This window comes from Streptomyces sp. 1114.5 (assembly GCF_003635085.1).
Lineage (GTDB): Bacteria > Actinomycetota > Actinomycetes > Streptomycetales > Streptomycetaceae > Kitasatospora.
Genome location: NZ_RBXE01000003.1, coordinates 42,017 through 57,174, shown reverse-complemented (window position 1 = coordinate 57,174; position 15,158 = coordinate 42,017). Strand labels below are relative to the sequence as shown.

17 protein-coding genes are annotated in these 15,158 nt (G+C 71.3%); 9 read left to right on the top strand and 8 right to left on the bottom strand.

Going from position 1 to position 15,158, the window contains the following annotated elements; translation table 11 throughout:
- Positions 1-10: 10 nt before the first annotated feature.
- On the top strand, positions 11-517 hold the full coding sequence (locus BX285_RS39600) for an ATP-binding protein (RefSeq protein WP_398901609.1): 507 nt from the start codon (positions 11-13) through the stop codon (positions 515-517).
- Positions 518-568: 51 nt separating this feature from the next.
- Here the strand turns inward: BX285_RS39600 and BX285_RS31625 are convergent, their stop codons facing one another.
- On the bottom strand, positions 569-1,117 hold the full coding sequence (locus BX285_RS31625) for a 2'-5' RNA ligase family protein (protein WP_121179140.1): 549 nt from the start codon (positions 1,115-1,117) through the stop codon (positions 569-571).
- A 377-nt stretch (positions 1,118-1,494) separates the two neighbouring features.
- Between BX285_RS31625 and BX285_RS31620 the strand changes: the two genes are divergently transcribed.
- From BX285_RS31620 to BX285_RS37990, 3 genes are all read left to right on the top strand, one after another.
- Positions 1,495-1,809, top strand: coding sequence for a hypothetical protein (locus BX285_RS31620; protein ID WP_257033203.1), 315 nt, complete (start codon positions 1,495-1,497; stop codon positions 1,807-1,809).
- 364 nt (positions 1,810-2,173) lie between these two features.
- Positions 2,174-2,944 (top strand): serine hydrolase, encoded by a 771-nt coding sequence (locus BX285_RS37995; protein ID WP_220784004.1) that lies wholly within the window; start codon positions 2,174-2,176, stop codon positions 2,942-2,944.
- Positions 2,941-3,318 carry a hypothetical protein gene (locus tag BX285_RS37990; RefSeq protein WP_218893213.1) on the top strand — a complete coding sequence of 126 codons (378 nt, stop codon included), beginning with the start codon at positions 2,941-2,943 and terminating at the stop codon, positions 3,316-3,318. The genes BX285_RS37995 and BX285_RS37990 overlap by 4 nt, the downstream gene beginning before the upstream one ends.
- Positions 3,319-3,561: 243 nt before the next feature.
- Here BX285_RS37990 and BX285_RS31605 read toward each other — a convergent pair whose 3' ends face one another.
- The 3 genes from BX285_RS31605 to BX285_RS31595 form a co-directional block, all read right to left on the bottom strand.
- The gene (locus BX285_RS31605; RefSeq protein WP_121179139.1) at positions 3,562-4,428 is read right to left on the bottom strand and encodes a Cof-type HAD-IIB family hydrolase; all 867 of its coding nucleotides are present in this window, start codon (positions 4,426-4,428) and stop codon (positions 3,562-3,564) included.
- A gap of 117 nt (positions 4,429-4,545) precedes the next feature.
- Positions 4,546-5,799 (bottom strand): MFS transporter, encoded by a 1,254-nt coding sequence (locus tag BX285_RS31600; RefSeq protein ID WP_097240844.1) that lies wholly within the window; start codon positions 5,797-5,799, stop codon positions 4,546-4,548.
- A gap of 145 nt (positions 5,800-5,944) precedes the next feature.
- On the bottom strand, positions 5,945-6,631 hold the full coding sequence (locus tag BX285_RS31595; protein WP_097240845.1) for an isochorismatase family protein: 687 nt from the start codon (positions 6,629-6,631) through the stop codon (positions 5,945-5,947).
- A 198-nt stretch (positions 6,632-6,829) separates the two neighbouring features.
- Between BX285_RS31595 and BX285_RS31590 the strand changes: the two genes are divergently transcribed.
- The 5 genes from BX285_RS31590 (at position 6,830) to BX285_RS31570 (ending at position 10,906) form a co-directional block, all read left to right on the top strand.
- Complete coding sequence (locus tag BX285_RS31590; protein ID WP_121179138.1) at positions 6,830-7,690, top strand: LysR family transcriptional regulator; 861 nt, start codon at positions 6,830-6,832, stop codon at positions 7,688-7,690.
- A gap of 511 nt (positions 7,691-8,201) precedes the next feature.
- A complete protein-coding gene (locus BX285_RS31585) occupies positions 8,202-9,374 on the top strand; it encodes a hypothetical protein (RefSeq protein ID WP_121179137.1) in 1,173 nt (390 codons plus the stop codon).
- 228 nt (positions 9,375-9,602) lie between these two features.
- On the top strand, positions 9,603-10,016 hold the full coding sequence (locus BX285_RS31580) for a hypothetical protein (RefSeq protein WP_143685911.1): 414 nt from the start codon (positions 9,603-9,605) through the stop codon (positions 10,014-10,016).
- 169 nt (positions 10,017-10,185) lie between these two features.
- A complete protein-coding gene (locus BX285_RS31575) occupies positions 10,186-10,368 on the top strand; it encodes a hypothetical protein (protein WP_121179136.1) in 183 nt (60 codons plus the stop codon).
- Positions 10,369-10,504: 136 nt separating this feature from the next.
- On the top strand, positions 10,505-10,906 hold the full coding sequence (locus BX285_RS31570; protein WP_121179135.1) for a DUF3592 domain-containing protein: 402 nt from the start codon (positions 10,505-10,507) through the stop codon (positions 10,904-10,906).
- A 202-nt stretch (positions 10,907-11,108) separates the two neighbouring features.
- Here the strand turns inward: BX285_RS31570 and BX285_RS31565 are convergent, their stop codons facing one another.
- The 4 genes from BX285_RS31565 to BX285_RS31550 all read right to left on the bottom strand — a co-directional run bounded on the left by BX285_RS31565 (position 11,109) and on the right by BX285_RS31550 (position 15,128).
- Positions 11,109-11,675 (bottom strand): SRPBCC family protein, encoded by a 567-nt coding sequence (locus tag BX285_RS31565; protein WP_257033204.1) that lies wholly within the window; start codon positions 11,673-11,675, stop codon positions 11,109-11,111.
- A 69-nt stretch (positions 11,676-11,744) separates the two neighbouring features.
- The gene (locus BX285_RS31560) at positions 11,745-13,091 is read right to left on the bottom strand and encodes a carotenoid oxygenase family protein (protein WP_121179134.1); all 1,347 of its coding nucleotides are present in this window, start codon (positions 13,089-13,091) and stop codon (positions 11,745-11,747) included.
- Between the two features lie 64 nt (positions 13,092-13,155).
- On the bottom strand, positions 13,156-13,596 hold the full coding sequence (locus tag BX285_RS31555; RefSeq protein ID WP_121179133.1) for an SRPBCC family protein: 441 nt from the start codon (positions 13,594-13,596) through the stop codon (positions 13,156-13,158).
- A 71-nt stretch (positions 13,597-13,667) separates the two neighbouring features.
- Positions 13,668-15,128 (bottom strand): MFS transporter, encoded by a 1,461-nt coding sequence (locus BX285_RS31550; protein WP_121179132.1) that lies wholly within the window; start codon positions 15,126-15,128, stop codon positions 13,668-13,670.
- Between the last annotated feature and the right edge of the window lie 30 nt (positions 15,129-15,158).

Below are 15,158 nucleotides of genomic sequence, written 5' to 3'. Positions count from 1 at the left end.
CGACCCCGCCGTGATCAACACCCTCGCCAGCTGCGAGTGGATCAAGAAGAGCCAGCCGCTCTGCCTGATCGGCGACTCCGGCACCGGCAAGTCCCACATGCTCATCGCCCTGGGCACCGAGGCCGCCATGCAGGGCTACCGCGTTCGCTACACGCTCGCCACGAAGCTGGTGAACGAGCTGGTGGAGGCCGCCGACGAGAAGCAGCTGAACAAGACCATCGCCCGCTACGGCCGCGTCGACCTGCTCTGCATCGACGAACTCGGCTACATGGAACTCGACCGCCGCGGCGCCGAACTGCTCTTCCAGGTCCTCACCGAACGCGAGGAGAAGAACAGCGTCGCCATCGCCTCCAACGAGTCGTTCGGCGGCTGGACCAAGACCTTCACCGACCCCCGCCTCTGCGCGGCCATCGTCGACCGCCTCACCTTCAACGGCATCATCATCGAGACCGGCACCGACTCCTACCGCCTCGCCAGCACCCGTGCCCGAGCCGAAGCACCCGCCAAGACAGGCTGACCGGAGCCCCTGCGCTGGTCCGCTGCCCACAGGGCAGTGGACCAGCAAGCCTCATGACCTGTTGATTCCGAGTGCGAACGACGCACGTTCCTGCCACTTCGTGCCGTCGTGCACGATGAGCTCGACCGACGAGATGCGAGAAGTGAACTGGAGCTTGCCGGCGAGGTCAGCCTCGATCTCCTCTATGACGGCTTCCTCCTGACCTTGAGCGATGGTCAGGTGCGGCAGGATCTCGGTGAATCGACCCTCGTATGGCGGAGCCTCAGGCCAACGATCAGTGATCGCCTCCGTGAGCTGCCGCAACGGCGTGTCGGGGTCCGGAACGAGATACAGCGCTTCCGGGAACCGCCCACATCTCTCGAACCGCAGGTCGAAGGCCGGGTGGCTTCCCAGCACGTCTGCGAGCGCAGAATGGACGAGCGCATCTATTCGACTCTCGTCAAGGAACGGGAAGAGCACGGTGACATGTGCTGGAACCCCGGCCTGGGCTGAGGGGTCGAACCGCTCACGCCACCCGCCGACGAACGGCTCTGCCTCCGGGATCCGAACGATAAGTCCCGTTTGGCCCGTCTTAAACGTGCTGGTGCTGTCATCTGCCATGACACCGCATGGTGTCACCTCTGCCGCACGCGGCACGGCTCCTTTTTCAGTGAACGATCACGGCCGGCTCCGCTCCGGCCAGCAGGAGACCATCGCGGAGGCAACGGTGCCGTCATTTCCCGTGAACATCCAGGGTGCAGATGATCACTGAACGCTGCCGGAACCCATGAACAAACGCTGTCGGTTGAAGTGAACGAAGCCAGTCAGACCACGCCCACCTGGCGCGGGTGATCGCATGGACGCTCAGATCACACCGTTCCTCGAGCGGATCGACGCACGCGCGCGGGAGCTCGCTACCACTGTGGACCAGCTCCGCACGCAGACGACGAGCTCACCGCGCGCCTGCGTGAACTCGACGAGGAGATGGAGACCTGGCGGTGACCCGCAAGACGCTTCTCGCCCTACCGCCGATTGCTCCGGAGCCGGCCGAGGAGCCGCCCGTCCTGCCGGACCACCCGGCCTACCAGCAGATCCTCACCGTCTTCGCCGACGCCGCCGGGCCGATGCGCGCCCGCGACCTATGCGAGCGCCTCGACCTCGCCATCATGCCGAAGAACATCGAGAGTACCCGGCACAAGCTCAAGCGCCTGGTCAGCCTCGGCGTCCTCGCCGAGCCCGAAGCCGGCTTGTTCGCCCTGCACTGCCCGAGCAACTCCGCACCACCAGCCCACCTGACCAGGGCCGACCGTTGAATCGGGCTGGCGCCCCGCCCACGGGCGTCACCGTGCTTCCCCGGCCGCCCCGAACCTCGCCGCGCCCAGCCCCAAGCGCGAGCGCAAGCCCTTCCAGCTGACGTCGGGGCCGCTCCGAAACCCCTTGGACGGCACGGGGACTGCCTTGCTGAAATGGGAGACGGCCGCTGTTGGAGTCGAAGGGATGCGCCGATGACCGAGATCAGGCTGCAGCCGTCGGTCCGCGACCTGACCCACGCGGACCTGCCGTCCTGCGGGTGGGCCGGCGACGCCCTGCACGTGCGTCAGCTCGCCGACCAGATCCGCCGCGCCGAGGCCGGCGAGATCGACTACCGCGCTGATGCGCCTGGTCGCGGAGGGAAGGGTGGACCTGGATGCCCCGGTGCGGCGCTACGTCCCCGAGCTGAAGCTCGCCGATGAGCGGGCCGCAGCGCAGATCACCGTCCTGAACCTGCTCAACCACACCGCAGGCATGGACTGGAACCTGGTCGACGACGGCAAGGGCGACCGCTCCCTGGCCGGGCTCGTGGCGAAGCTGCCCCAGCTGCCGCTGGTCGCACCGCCCGGTGCCCGCGCGTCGTACAGCCAGGCCGGATACGACCTGGCCGGACGGGTCATCGAGAAGGTCACAGGCCTGCCCTTCGAGCAGGCCATGGCCTCACTCGTCCTGGAGCCGGTAGGCCTGTCGGACACCGTGTACGGTCTGGCCGAGGTGATGGTCCGCAAGTTCGCGGTGGGCTACAACCGAGGCGAGGACGGCGAACTGCGCCCCGCCCGCCCGTGGGGGGCCTTCAAGGAGGGCGCGCGCGCCGACAACCCCGGTGGCGGCCTCGCCTCCTCGGTGAGCGATCTGCTGCGCTGGGCGCGATTCCAACTCGGCGATGGTGACGGCGTGTTGCCCGCCTCGGCGTTGCATCGCATGCGGGAGCAGACAGTCACGCTGCGCGCCAGCACGCTCGGCGACGGCTTGGGCATCTGCTGGTTCCTGAACGACCTGGACGGCATTCTCGGGATCGGGCACGGCGGCTCGGGTAACGGCCAGTTCGCCGAGCTGCTCATCGTGCCGGAACGCAACTTCGCGGTGGTCTGCCTGGCCAACGCCGGGCCGAACGGCCCTTCAACCAGTCCGTCGTGAAGTGGGCGCTGGAGCACTACCTAGGCGTCGTCGAGCAGGCAGCGGAGCCGCTCCCGTACGACGAGGAGCGGGCCCGGCAGGTCGTCGGCCACTACGAGATCGACGCCATGAGCCTCGACATCGCCACCGACGGCACCCGTCTCACCCTGGCCGTCGATATCAAGCCGGAGATCCGTGAGGCATCGGACGAGGAGATGCCGCCCGGCTACCCGGCCGCAGCCATCGGCTTCCTTCTCGGCGACCGCGATGAGTACATCGTCACCGAAGGCGGTCGCGAGGGGCAACGCGGCTACTTCTCCCGCGACGACAACGGCGCGGTCATAGGCGTCGATCTCGCCGGCCGGCTCTTCAACCGGGTCGTGCACGCACCCTGATCGAGCCGAGTCGGGGCGGTTCCGAGCGGCCGCGCCGCGGCTCGGCGCTGCCGGCCTCCCGCCGGCCGGGCCCCGTGGAATCCTCCCTGCTTCCCGGCTCGCCGGAGAATCCAGAACGATCCGTTCCGCATGCGCTGACGAAGAGTGCACCGGTCAGTGCACCGGTTCTTGTCCCACGCCGAACGCCGACCGCGGTGCAGACCGGGCAGCGCGCGAGTGCGGCGGTGGCCCGCACGAGGCGGTTCAGCGCGCTCGGTGGGCGTGCGCCGGCGCGGCGACGAACCGTTCGAGGGCCTGGGCGACGCCGTCCTCGTCGTTGGAGGCGGTACGACAGCGCGCGGTCCGGAGGACCTCCGGGTGGGCGTTGGTCATGGCGTAGGGCGCGCCGACCGCCTTGAGCATGGGGAGGTCGTTGGGCATGTCGCCGAAGGCGACGATCTCGTCGGCGGTGATGCCGAGCCGGCTGCTCCACGCGAGGAGCGTGGCGGCCTTGGTGACGCCGGGCGCGCTGAACTCCACCAGTGACAAACCCGTGGAGTGGGTCGTCTCGGCACTGCCGCCGGCACTGCGCCGCGCCTGCTCGTGGAAGACGTCGAGGGGCAGTGTGGGGTGGTGGGCGAGGAGCTTGAGTACATGGCGGCCCGGCGCCGGCGTGAGCAGGTCCTCGGCGGGAGCGATCGGCTCGACGGCCTCTTCGCCGTACGACCAGTGCGGGTAGTCGGGTTCGTGGCCGTATGCCGTCTCGTACTCCACGGCGAAGGAGACGCCGGGCACGGCAGCGCGCAGTCGCGTCACGAGTTCGGTCGCCGGGTCGGACCGTATCGGGGAGATGCGGATCGGGGTTGCGTCCGGCGCGTACAGTGCGGCGCCGTTGGCGGCGATGACGTAGTGCCGTCCGATGGTCTCCAGCAGGGCGGGAACGCACCGTGGTGGGCGGCCGGTGACGAGGACGATGCGGATGCCGGCCTTGCTCGCCGCGGTCAGGGCGGCCCGGGTGCGCTGGGACAGGCTGCCGTCGCTGTGCAGGAGTGTGCCGTCGAGGTCGGTCGCCACCAGCTTCGGCCGGGGATGCGGCGGGGAGGCTGGAGTCGGCGTTGGCGTCGTTGTCATGGTGCACCTTCCGGACCGGGGGAGGGCTGGTCGAGTGGGCCGGGCGCCGGGCGCCGGGCCGCACGGGGCTGGACGGGGCGCCGCATGGGTCTTCGGGCCTGGTGGCGCAGGATGCGCTCAGTCGGTGTGGCGGGGGCGGCGGGCGAGGAGGCCGGCCGTGGTGAGCAGGGCGAGCAGGGCCGCGGTGAACCAGGTCATCGCGGTGGTCATGGTGGTGTAGCGGGTGGCGATGCCGATGGCGATGGCGGGCAGGGCGAGGCCGAGGTAGGAGATGAGGAAGAGGCCGGCGAGGGCTTCGCCGCGTTTGGCCGGGGTGGCCATGGCGACGACGGTGCCGACGGCGGATTTGAACAGGACCCCGGCGCCGATGCCGGCCGTGATGCCGGCCACCAGGAACAGGGTGAGGCTGGCGGTGTGCATGCCGACGGCGAGCGCGGTCGTCCCGGCGGCCTGGGCGTACAGGCCGAGGTTCCTGCGCAGTGCGGCGTCGAGGCGGCTGGTGAGGGTCTGGGCCGCGGCGGAGGCGCCGAACACGGCGAACACGGTCAGTCCGGCCAGTGCGCGGGAGGGGTGGTGCAGGGTGTGGCCGACGAATCCGGGAGCCAGCGAGGTGAACAGGCCGAAGACCGCGAAGGACGCGAAGCCCGCGGCCGCGGCGGCCAGGTATCCGGCGGGGTCACCGTGGTCGGTGCTGATGCGCTGCGGCCGGTAGGCGGGCCTGACGGACTGCGCCTGGACCGTTTCGGGGGTGAGCGCGACCGCGGCGATGCTGATCAGCAGCAGGGCGCCGAAGACGAGGTAGGGCAGGCGCAGGGGGGCGCCGAGGTACTGGGCGAGAAGGCCGGCGATGAGCGGGCCGAAGCCGAGGCCGCCGATGTTGGCCGCGGTGGAGACGATCTCGAAGCGCTGCGGCGAGGCGTCGGGGCGGTGGGCGGTGTGCAGTTCGTGCAGGTGCGCGGTGGCGGTCGCGGTGAGCATGCCGACCCCGAGGCCGGTGACCAGCCGTGCGAGGAGAAGGAGCGGCAGGGCTGGCTGGGTGAGGAACAGTGCGGCGGCGGCCAGTTCGAGGGTCAGTGCCGTGATCAGGACCTTGCGTCGGCCGAGCCAGTCCGAGATGTGCCCGGCCAGCAGCAGGCTGGCCAGGACGCCGAGGGCGTAGACGGCGAACACCACGGTGACGGTGAAGGTGGAGAAGCCGTCGCGTGCCTGGTAGAGGGGGTACAGCGGCGTCGGGACGGTGGAGAACGCCATGGCCGTGACGAACGCCGAGGCGATCAGCCAGAACCCGGCCCCGTGTCTGCGGGCCGAGTGCCGGGCGGCGATCTGCCGGCCGGGTGTCCGGCGAACGAGCCGGGGGGCGGACGACGACATGGGGGTGCTCCGTTTTCGTGAGTGCTCCGAGTGGTGACGGTGGCCGGCCGGCGCCGCCTGGGACCGACGCCGGCCGTGAAACTCAAGTCGCTGAAGGACGGGTTCGCCCAGCCCGGGCCGGACGGCCCGGGGCGGGCGAAGGGGTTCAGGCCAGCCGGCCGCGGGCCTCGGCCCACTTGACCTCGGCGCCGGCGCCCTCGGACCCGGTGGCCTCCGCCTGGGCGCGGGCCACGGACTCCATGACGGCGGCGTAGCCGGGGCTGACGCTCGCGTAGATGCCGCCCCAGGCGGCCCAGTCCTCGCGGGCCCAGGTCTTCTGCAGCTCGGCCGCCACACCCAGGACGTCGATGACCTTGACGCCCGCACGGCTCAGGCGCTCGATCGAGATCCGCTGTGCCTCGTCGGAGTAGGTGCCGGAGGCGTCGATGACGGCGTACACGTCGTACCCCTCGGCGAGGGCGGCCAGCGCGGGCTCGACGACGCAGACGCTGGTCATGATGCCGGCGATGAGGAGGGTGCGGCGGCCGGTCCGCGCGACGGCGCTGCGGAAGCCCTCCACGTCCCAGGCGTTGATCTCACCGTGACGCTGGACGTAGGTCGCCTGGGGGGCGTTGTCGAAGACCTCGGGGATCAGCGGGCCGTTCGGGCCCTCGGGGACGGACGCGGTGGCGATCACCGGGGCGCCGGCCAGGGTGGCGGCCTTGGCCAGAACAGCCACGTTGTTGCGCAGCTCGTGGATGTTGGTGTGGTTGACGATCTGCAGCAGACCGCTCTGGTGGTCCACCAGCAGAACCGCTGCGTCGGCGGGGTCGATGAGGCCGTTGTTCGACATGACGTCTCCTTGCTTGGGGCGGGCATCCGGCAACGGGCCGGAGGCCTTGGTTCACCGGCAGCTCCCTCGCTGCCGACGACCTCTTCAACCTCGTGCCACCGCCACCGCTTCCCATGTCGAGGAGATGGCTTGAGATGACGGTAATCTCTGTCGGAGATAACCTGTAGTCAGCGGGCCCGGAGGGGGTACGGAGGCGAAATGGATCTTCGACAGATGGAGGTCGTCGTCGCGGTCGCCGAGGAGGGCGGCTTCAGCGCGGCGGCACGACGCCTGCACGTGGTGCAGTCCGCGGTCTCCACCACGGTGCGCACCCTTGAGCGCGAGCTGGGCGCACCGCTCTTCCACCGGACCACCCACCGGGTATCCCTCACCCCGGCCGGCCAGGCGTTCCTCCCGGCCGCCCGCGCCGCACTGCGGGCAACCGAGGAGGCCCGCGCCGCCGTCGACCTCGTCAAAGGAGAGCTGACGGGAGAGATCACGATCGGCGTCATGCAGGGCCTCCACACGGGCCTCGCCCAGGCGCTGGCCGCCTTCCGCCACCAGCACCCACAGGTCACGCTCAGGCTTCGCCAGGCACCGGCCGACGACATCCTGCAGGCACTGCGCGACGGCACCACGGACGTGGCCGTCGCGGCACTGGACCGCCCCCAGCAACGAGGACTGGCCACACGCGTGCTGAAGGAGGAGGAGATGGTCCTGATCACGGCACCGGGCCGCGCCATGGAAGGCGAGCGACCGGTCACCCTCGCCGAGGCCGCCGCCCTGCCACTGGTGGAGTTCCCCGCCGGCTGGGCCATCCGGCACTCGGTCGACCGGGCCTTCCGCGCGGCCCTCGTCGACCGCACCGCCACCTTCGAGGTCAACGACATCCTGGCCGCCACCGACCTGGTCCGCCAGGACCTCGGCGTGTGCATCATGCCCGCATCCCTGGCCGCCCGCTTCCCCGACCTCACGCCCCACCACTTCACCCCACACGCACCCACCTGGAAGGTGATGGTGGTACACCCCCGAGGGCAGGTGCATCCAGCCGTCACCGCCCTGCTGCGTCACATCAAGTAGGCGCCGGCACGGCACCCGGCAGGCCGACACGTCGGGCCCGTCTCCGTGGATCCGCGAGCTTCCTCGGGAGACGCCGACGTTGCCCGCGCCCGTGATCGCGGAACGGACCGGCCGGCAGCGCGGGATGACCATCCTTGCGCAAGCCGCGCAACCGGCGCTGTGACGCTGTGACGTGACGACCTGCCGCACCCGCCCGCGGCGCCGCGATTCACCCCGGGGGTGAAGGCGGCGTCCGAGCCGATGCTGTCCGGCGCGCTGACGTCCATACGTCGACCGGAAGGTCGGCTACAGCATCCGACGAGGACCAGGAACCCCGATCCCTCCGGGGTGCCGTGCGCGGGGCGGGAGGCGTTCGGTGCGGCTCCCCGCTCGTGGATTCAGGACGAAAGCATGTCCATCATGGCAGGTCAGCGCCGTTTTTCGTAGGACGGAACCCACAGTTCGCGAGGCTTGTCCGGTCCGTCCCCCGCCTCTCAGAATCTCCTTCGTGCGTCATCCGGAGACAGGGGGAATGGTGACGATCGATCACGACGCGGTGCTTCGGGCCCGCGTGCTGCTGCTTGGCTCCGGCCGGCGGAGTCGGGCCGAACTGGTCGGCGCGTACCGGGTTCTGGCCGAGGTGAGTCCGAAGGCGTACGTGCCGAAGTTGGTCGATGCCCTGCTCGCGTTGTGGTACGAGAGCCGGGATCCGACGGTGGACGTCGCGCTGGCCGCCGAGGCTTCCCAGGCCGCTCGCAGGATGGAGGCCGGGGCGCCGGACCGGGCGGAGCTGTTGTGCCGGGCCTTGGACGCCTACCAGGCTTCCTTGTTCGCCCTCGGGCGCAGGGTGGAAGGACGCGCGATCTGTGCGGAGCTGGCCAGGGCCGGACGAAGCAAGCCTCTGGCGAGTGTTCTGGCCGAGGAGGGGTGCTTCAGGGAGGCTGCGGAGCTCGACGAAGAGGCCGCCCGGAACGGAATCCCGGAGCACTCCTTCTGGAACATGGTGCGGTGGGCGGCGAACCTGGAGGGCGCCGGCCTGCACGACGCCGCATCGACCGTCTTCCGCAGGCTCCTTGAGGAGACCCGGCGCGAGGCGACTGAACAGCGCACCGCTCTGGCGATACTCACCTGGGAGTCGGTTCACTTCTCCCGGATGCGGGAGACCGTCGGGGATGGGGCGGGTGCTGCGGTCGCTCGGCGAGAGGCCCTGAGTGTCCTGGAGGAGCTTGCGACCACAGGCGAGCCGAAGAACTGGAGTTGCATCCTGGGGTGGTGGAGGACGCTCTTCGTCCTGTCGGGGCGGGCAGCCGAACCCGCCGCGAGCCCCGAGTCCCCGATGCCGCCGTTCGGCACGGGGCTCGGATGGTCGCGCGACGTGCGGGACGGTTTCCTCGGTATGCTGCCGGGCCTCGAAGCAGAGGCGGCGAGGCTGCGCGAGACCGACCGGCTGCCCGAGCTGGTCGACGTCCAACGCAGGATCAGCATCCGCGCGGCCGTCCGCGAAGGCGACCGTCCCTACCTGTTCCAGGAGCGGTTCACACCGTACTTCGACGAGGGGGTGACGCTCGCCCGCCGCCTTCCCGACGATCCCGCACGCCTCGCCCGCGCCCTCACCGACCGGTCGATGTTCTTCGTCGCGGCACGATCCTTCGAACCCGCGCGTGCCGACTTCGCCGAAGCGGTCGTCCTCCTCCACGACCGCTGATCACGCCGCCCGGTCGCCGCGGTGCCGCCGGTACCGGACCCCGGGCTGAAGCCAGGGCGGCGTCGTTCGGAGGACCTGTCCGGGTTGATGCCGGTTCAGAAGGCCGGGGTGGCTCATGTGTCAACCCCGTCACTCGGACAGAGGCCGACCCAGGGAAGCTATTGAACGCGTTCAAATATGCTGCGAGGATGATGCTCCTGCTGGAGCTGCCGAAGAGGTCGAGTGGCCATGGATGCCGTGCTGAGAACCGAGAGCGCCCTGGCGTGGTTCGTTCGGGCCACCGTCCGCTATCTGTTCGCCCTCGGCTGTGGATGGAGTGCCGCGGCCGGTGGTTTCGCGCTCTGGCTGGCACATACCGGTGAGTTCTCCGGACCGGAGTTCCTGACCGGCTTCATCGAGCTGGGGCTGGTCCTGTTCGGGTGGTTCGGCGTGCCGTCGCTGCTGCTGCTCCTCCTCTTCGCGTCGAAGCGGGAGAGCGAACTCCATCGGCCCGTCGTCACCGTCCTGTGGTGCGGGCCGCCGATGTTCGTGCTGTTCGTCAGCGGGTGGGCGCTGATCGGCATGCTGTTCCAGATCGGCTGCGCCGCCTTCCTGCTGCCCGCACCGCGCCTGCGGATCATCCGCCGACCGCCCCGCCCCTGATGAGGAGCCCACGCCCGCTGACGGCCGAGGCAGCGTCAAACGGTGTCATCGAGCCCCGCCGGGTTTCCGGTCGGAGTCGGGCATGCGCTGCCGAGGCGGACGAACGCCGCTTCACCGTTCGCGGCAGAAGGCTGAACGGAGGCAAACAGGGCCTCCGGGTGCTCATGAGGTGTCGAAGCCCTGGCCACGGCAACGGAAGAGCGCGCCCGCCCGCTTCCCCGTCGACGGCAAGCAGGCCCACTGCATCGCCTTGGTCAAGGGGTCGGTGCTCGGTGGCCCGGACCGGTACGACCCGCGGACGGACCCCGAGACCGTGGAGCACCCGTCGCTGATCCGCTTCCAGCAGCACTGAGCCACGGCCACGATGTCGTTGGGCCTGCGCCGGTGGCACACCCGCGGCCCGAGGAAGCCGAGCGCGCCGCGTATGCTGCACGCCCAGCCGTTGGCGACCCCTGCCTGCGGCCACCGAGCACCGAGCAGGCGGAACCATGGTCGACACCGGAGCCCTCTTCACCGGCGCAGTCGGGACCGCTGCCTGGGGGGCCGCCGCCTATCAGGCGGCGCGTCAGTGGCAGGCCGGCGCGGGGCGCCGTACCAGCGGCATGATCACGCGCATCAGCGCCGCTGGGCGCGGCGGCAGCTCCTGCACGGTTCAGTTCATGGACGAGTCCGGTACTCCCCGACGCTTCGAGACGAACGTCCGCGGCCAGGTCGGAGAGACGGTCCGGGTCGGGTATCCGGCCGGGAAGCCGCAGCGCGCCCGCAGGGTCGGCGGCCTCGCCCCCTGGGGATTGCCGATCATGGCCACGGCGGTGGGCGGCGTGTTCCTCTGGGTGTCCGCATCGCTGCTCGGCTCCGGCGGCCTGCCCCCCGTGCTGCAGGGGCGCTGAGAGGCCGTAGAAGCGCCGGCTGCAGCGTGCCGGCTTGCCGGGCAGGGGCCCTGTGCCGGCTGCCGTCGTGGGTTGCCGGGTGGTGCTGGTCATCGGCCCGGACGCCGTTCGCGGCGAGGATCAACGGAGTGCGGGAGTCGCCCGCACCGCCTCGGCCCGGACCGGGCGGCTGCCGGTTCCGGGCCGAGGAAGGTGGGCCGGGTTACCGGGTGGCCTGTGCCTCGGCCTCGTGCTTGAGGTTGGTGACCCAGTGGTGGAGGGAGGTGTCGAGGGCGGCCTGGAGCACGGCTTGGTTGGCGGTGACCGGCTCGCCTGTCCAGGACTCCTCGGTGTGGACGAGGACGCCGTCGCGGGTGGGGGTGAAGGTCCAGACGTGGACGGCGGTGATGCCCTGGGCGGGGCCGCCCCAGACGAGGCGCTTGCAGGGGATGACCTGCTTGACGGTGGAGGTGATGTCGAGGCCCTCGGTGCTCCAACGGAACACCGAGCCGGGGCGCAGGCGTCCGGGCGTGTCCTTGGTCATCCTCTCGACGTTCGGCTGCCAGGTGGGCCAGTTCTCAACATCGGTCTGGATCTTCCAGACGGTGTGCAGCGGGGCGTGGATGAGGATGTCGGTGCGGGTGATGACCGGGGCCTGCTGGTCGATCTGCACGTTCGCCTCGGCCGCTGCGGTGGGGCGGTCGGTGGTGAGGGCGGAGGCGGCGGTGGAGGTGGTGAGCAGGAGTGCCACCGTGACGGCCGCGGTCGTGGCTGCGGTGAGTGTGCGCAAGGCTGTGCTCTTTCGTGGAGAGAGGGGGGTACCGGGCGTCCCGGGGCGGTGCTCGTCCCCGGGCGTTCGTCACCGGGTGCTGTCGGGGATCCAGGAGCCGTGGATGCCGGCGGTCACCCGGCGCGGGAGGTGGACGGTGGCGATCCGGTCGAGGCCGGCGGCGTCCAGGACGAGCAGCCGGGAGGCGTCCTGCTTGAGGTCGGAGACCACGGTCAGCAGGTAGCCGTCGTCCTCCCGGGTGCCGCCGGCCGCGGGGACGAACACCGCCTCGCTGGGCAGCCGGGCATCGCCGGCCTGGTGGATGCGCCGCTCGCCGGTGGCACGGTCGTACTTGACGACGCCGTACCCGCCGAAGCCGTCCTGGTCGGGGAAGGAGACCGCGTACTGGTAGCGGTTCTCCAGGCCGAGGTAGTCCTCGTTGAGGGTGGGGAACTCGATGGCGAGGTCGTCGATCACGCGCTCGTCCACCCGGCCCGCAGCCAGGTCGACGACCCAGCGCCGGTTGTAGGAGCGGGCGTTGGGCTCGCTGCCGCGGCCGGGGGCGCCGACCCACCAGTTCCAGGACAGCCGGAAGCCCTCGCGGTCGACGGTCGGGCCCTCCAGCACGATGCGCCCGTCGGCGTCCTCGTAGGCGTTGGCGACGTGCAGCATGTTCCCCGGCTCGATCGGGAACCAGCGGACCGCGGCGGCGCCCTGCGGCCCGCGCGGCATGACACCGATCCGGGCGGGCTGCGTGTCCTGCCAGGAGTACGGGATGCCCGAGTGCTCGGCGGGGTCGAAGGTGACGGTGCCCTCGACGAAGACCACGTGGTTGCGGGTGACGGCGAAGTCGTGCTTCAGCGAGGCGGTGGCGCCGGGGATCTCGGCGCTGTGGGTGATGTGCCCGTCGGAGTCGGCGACGTAGTAGAGGAGGAACGGCGGGAAGGGCGAGGAGCCGAAGAAGTGCAGTTCGCCGGTGACCGGGTCGCTCTTGGGGTGGGCGGTCATCGCGCTGCGCAGCTTGCCGGCGAAGTCGAACGGGCCGACCGTCTCCAGGTCCGTGGTGAGCTCGAACGGGAAGTTGGCCTCGCACAGGGCGAGCAGCCGGCCGCCGTGCTCGATCACGTGGGTGCCGGCGGTGGAGGCGGTCAGGTCCGGGCCGTTCTCCGTGATGTACGGGGCGCCGTCCAGCGCGGGTGTGCGCACCCAGCGGTTGCGGTACCACTCGGCGCGGCCCTCGCGCAGCCGGATGCCGTGCACCATGCCGCTGCCCTTGAACCAGTGGGTGGGGGTGACACCGGGCTTCGGGTTGTGGCTGTTGCGGACCAGGCGGCCGGTCAGCTCGGGCGGCAGGGAGCCCTCGACGGTCAGTTCGGTGGCGGTCAGTTCGTCGGCGGCGGGGGTGTAGTGGCCGGTCAGGAAGGGCTTGTCGGTCATGGTCGGTTCCTCAGGGGGTCGGCGCGGTGGTACCGGCGTCACGGAGCGTGGCGGTGGCGGATCGTCAGGAGCGGCGCTCGGAGCGGTTCTTCAGGCAGGTGAGCCAGTCCTCCAGGGACGTGCGCAGGGCGGCGCCTAGCTGGTCGGCGGCGGCCTCCACGGGGGCGCCGCTCCAGGACTCCTCGGTGCGGACGAGCACCCGGTCGCCGGCGCGCTCGAAGGTCCACACGTGGACGCCGTCGATGCCGTGCGCGGGCCCGCCCCACACGATCCGGGCGCCGGGCACCAGCTCGTGGACGGTGGAGGTGATGTCCAGCCCGTGGGTGCGCCAGGTGAACGAGCTGCCCTCGGCGAGCGGGCCGTCCAGGCGGGCCTGGTCGATGTCGGTGTTCCACACCGGCCAGTCGCCGATGCCGGTGTGCAGGGCCCACACCCGCTCCAGCGGGGCGTCGATCACGGTGGACAGGCGGACGATGACGGGTGCGGTCTCGTCGATGGTGGTCATGGCGGGGTTCCTCTCGGTCGGTGTGTGGCGGATTGCCGGGGGCTGGCGGGAATCGCCGGGGGAGGGGGTGGTCAGTGCGGGCCGTGAACGGTGGGCCGGGCAGCGGGGTTCGGGGCGTCGGTGGGGTCGGTGAAGTCGGTGGGGCCGGTGGGAGTGCGCCGGGTCAGGCGGGCCGCGAGCAGGGCGGTGGCGGCCAGGACGGCGGCGGAGGCGGCGAAGGCGCTGCGGTAGCCGGAGGTCAGCGCCTCCGGGTCGGGCCGGTGGCCGCCGGCGTGGGCGGTGACGGTTCCCGCGACGGTCGCGAGGACGGCGAGCCCGACGGCGCCGCCCACCTGGCGGGTGGTGTTGACCAGCCCGCCCGCCAGTCCTGCGTCCGCGCCGGTGACCCCTTCGACGGACAGGGCGGTCAGCTGCACGAAGGCGATGCTCAGACCGACTCCGACGAGGAGGCTGGGGCCGAGGACGTCGGTCGGGAAGCCGCCGTCGGCACTGATCCGGGACAGCCACAGCATCCCGGCCGCCTCGGCCAGCAGGGCCCCGACCAGCGCGGCCCGGGTGCCGACCCGGCGGGCGAGGGCGGGGGCGAGTGCGGCACCGGCCATGTTGGCACCGGCGAGCGGGAGTTGGCCGAGGCCCGTGGTCAACGGGTCTTCGCCGAGGACCTGTTGCTGGTAGAGCGGGAGGAAGTAGAACAGGGCGATCCAGGTCGAGCCGAACAGGCCCATCAGCAGGTTCCCGGCCGCCACCCTCCCGCCCGCGAACAGACGCGGCGGAACCAGCGGGGCCGCGGCGCGGCGCTCGATCCGGAGGAAGACCAGCGCGAGTGCGGTGGCGGCACCGAACGCGGCGAGGACCCGGATGTCGGTCCAGCCGTCGCGGCGGGCCGTGGTCAGGCCCCACACCAGGGCGGTCACGGACATGGCGCTGGCCGCGGTGCCGGCGAGGTCGAAGCCGGCTCGGTCGGCGGGAGGGGTGGACGGGACGAACGTGAGCGTCGCCACCAGGACCGCGAACGTTCCGATCGTCACCGCATGGAAGATCCACGGCCATCCCCACGCCCGGGTGAGCACCCCTCCGAGTACCACTCCCGCCGCACCTCCCGCACCGGACACCGCGCCCCAGACCGCGAGCGCCCTGGTCCGGCCGGGGCCCGGCGGATGGAGGTCCATGGCCAGGGCGAGTGCGGCGGGGGCGATCGCCGCCGCGCCGACGCCCTGCGCGGCGCGGGCGGCGATGAGGACACCGGGTGAGGCGGCCAGTGCGGCGGTGGCCGAGGCAGCCCCGAACGCGCCCAGGCCGACGAGCAGCACCCGGCGCCGGCCCAGGAGGTCGGCGGCGCGCCCGCCGGCCGGCAGCAGCGCGCCGAAGGCCAGGCCGTAGGCGTTGACCACCCACGTGGTGGCGGCGTCGGAGAGCCCCACGCCGTCCCGGATCTGCGGCAGCGCGACGTTGACGATCGAGGTGGCGAGCATGACGGTGAACTGGCCCGCGGCCAGTACCGCGAGGACGGCGCCGGGAGGCGGTTTGCGCATGGGGGCTCCTGACGGGCCGGTGGGTGGGGG

Coding starts and splice junctions, on each gene's coding strand:
- BX285_RS31625 (WP_121179140.1), bottom strand. CDS start 1,117: ATGGCAGATGACAGCACCAGCACGTTTAAGACGGGCCAAACGGGACTT.
- BX285_RS31605 (WP_121179139.1), bottom strand. CDS start 4,428: ATGACAACGACGCCAACGCCGACTCCAGCCTCCCCGCCGCATCCCCGG.
- BX285_RS31600 (WP_097240844.1), bottom strand. CDS start 5,799: ATGTCGTCGTCCGCCCCCCGGCTCGTTCGCCGGACACCCGGCCGGCAG.
- BX285_RS31595 (WP_097240845.1), bottom strand. CDS start 6,631: ATGTCGAACAACGGCCTCATCGACCCCGCCGACGCAGCGGTTCTGCTG.
- BX285_RS31590 (WP_121179138.1), top strand. CDS start 6,830: ATGGATCTTCGACAGATGGAGGTCGTCGTCGCGGTCGCCGAGGAGGGC.
- BX285_RS31585 (WP_121179137.1), top strand. CDS start 8,202: ATGGTGACGATCGATCACGACGCGGTGCTTCGGGCCCGCGTGCTGCTG.
- BX285_RS31580 (WP_143685911.1), top strand. CDS start 9,603: ATGGATGCCGTGCTGAGAACCGAGAGCGCCCTGGCGTGGTTCGTTCGG.
- BX285_RS31570 (WP_121179135.1), top strand. CDS start 10,505: ATGGTCGACACCGGAGCCCTCTTCACCGGCGCAGTCGGGACCGCTGCC.
- BX285_RS31560 (WP_121179134.1), bottom strand. CDS start 13,091: ATGACCGACAAGCCCTTCCTGACCGGCCACTACACCCCCGCCGCCGAC.
- BX285_RS31555 (WP_121179133.1), bottom strand. CDS start 13,596: ATGACCACCATCGACGAGACCGCACCCGTCATCGTCCGCCTGTCCACC.
- BX285_RS31550 (WP_121179132.1), bottom strand. CDS start 15,128: ATGCGCAAACCGCCTCCCGGCGCCGTCCTCGCGGTACTGGCCGCGGGC.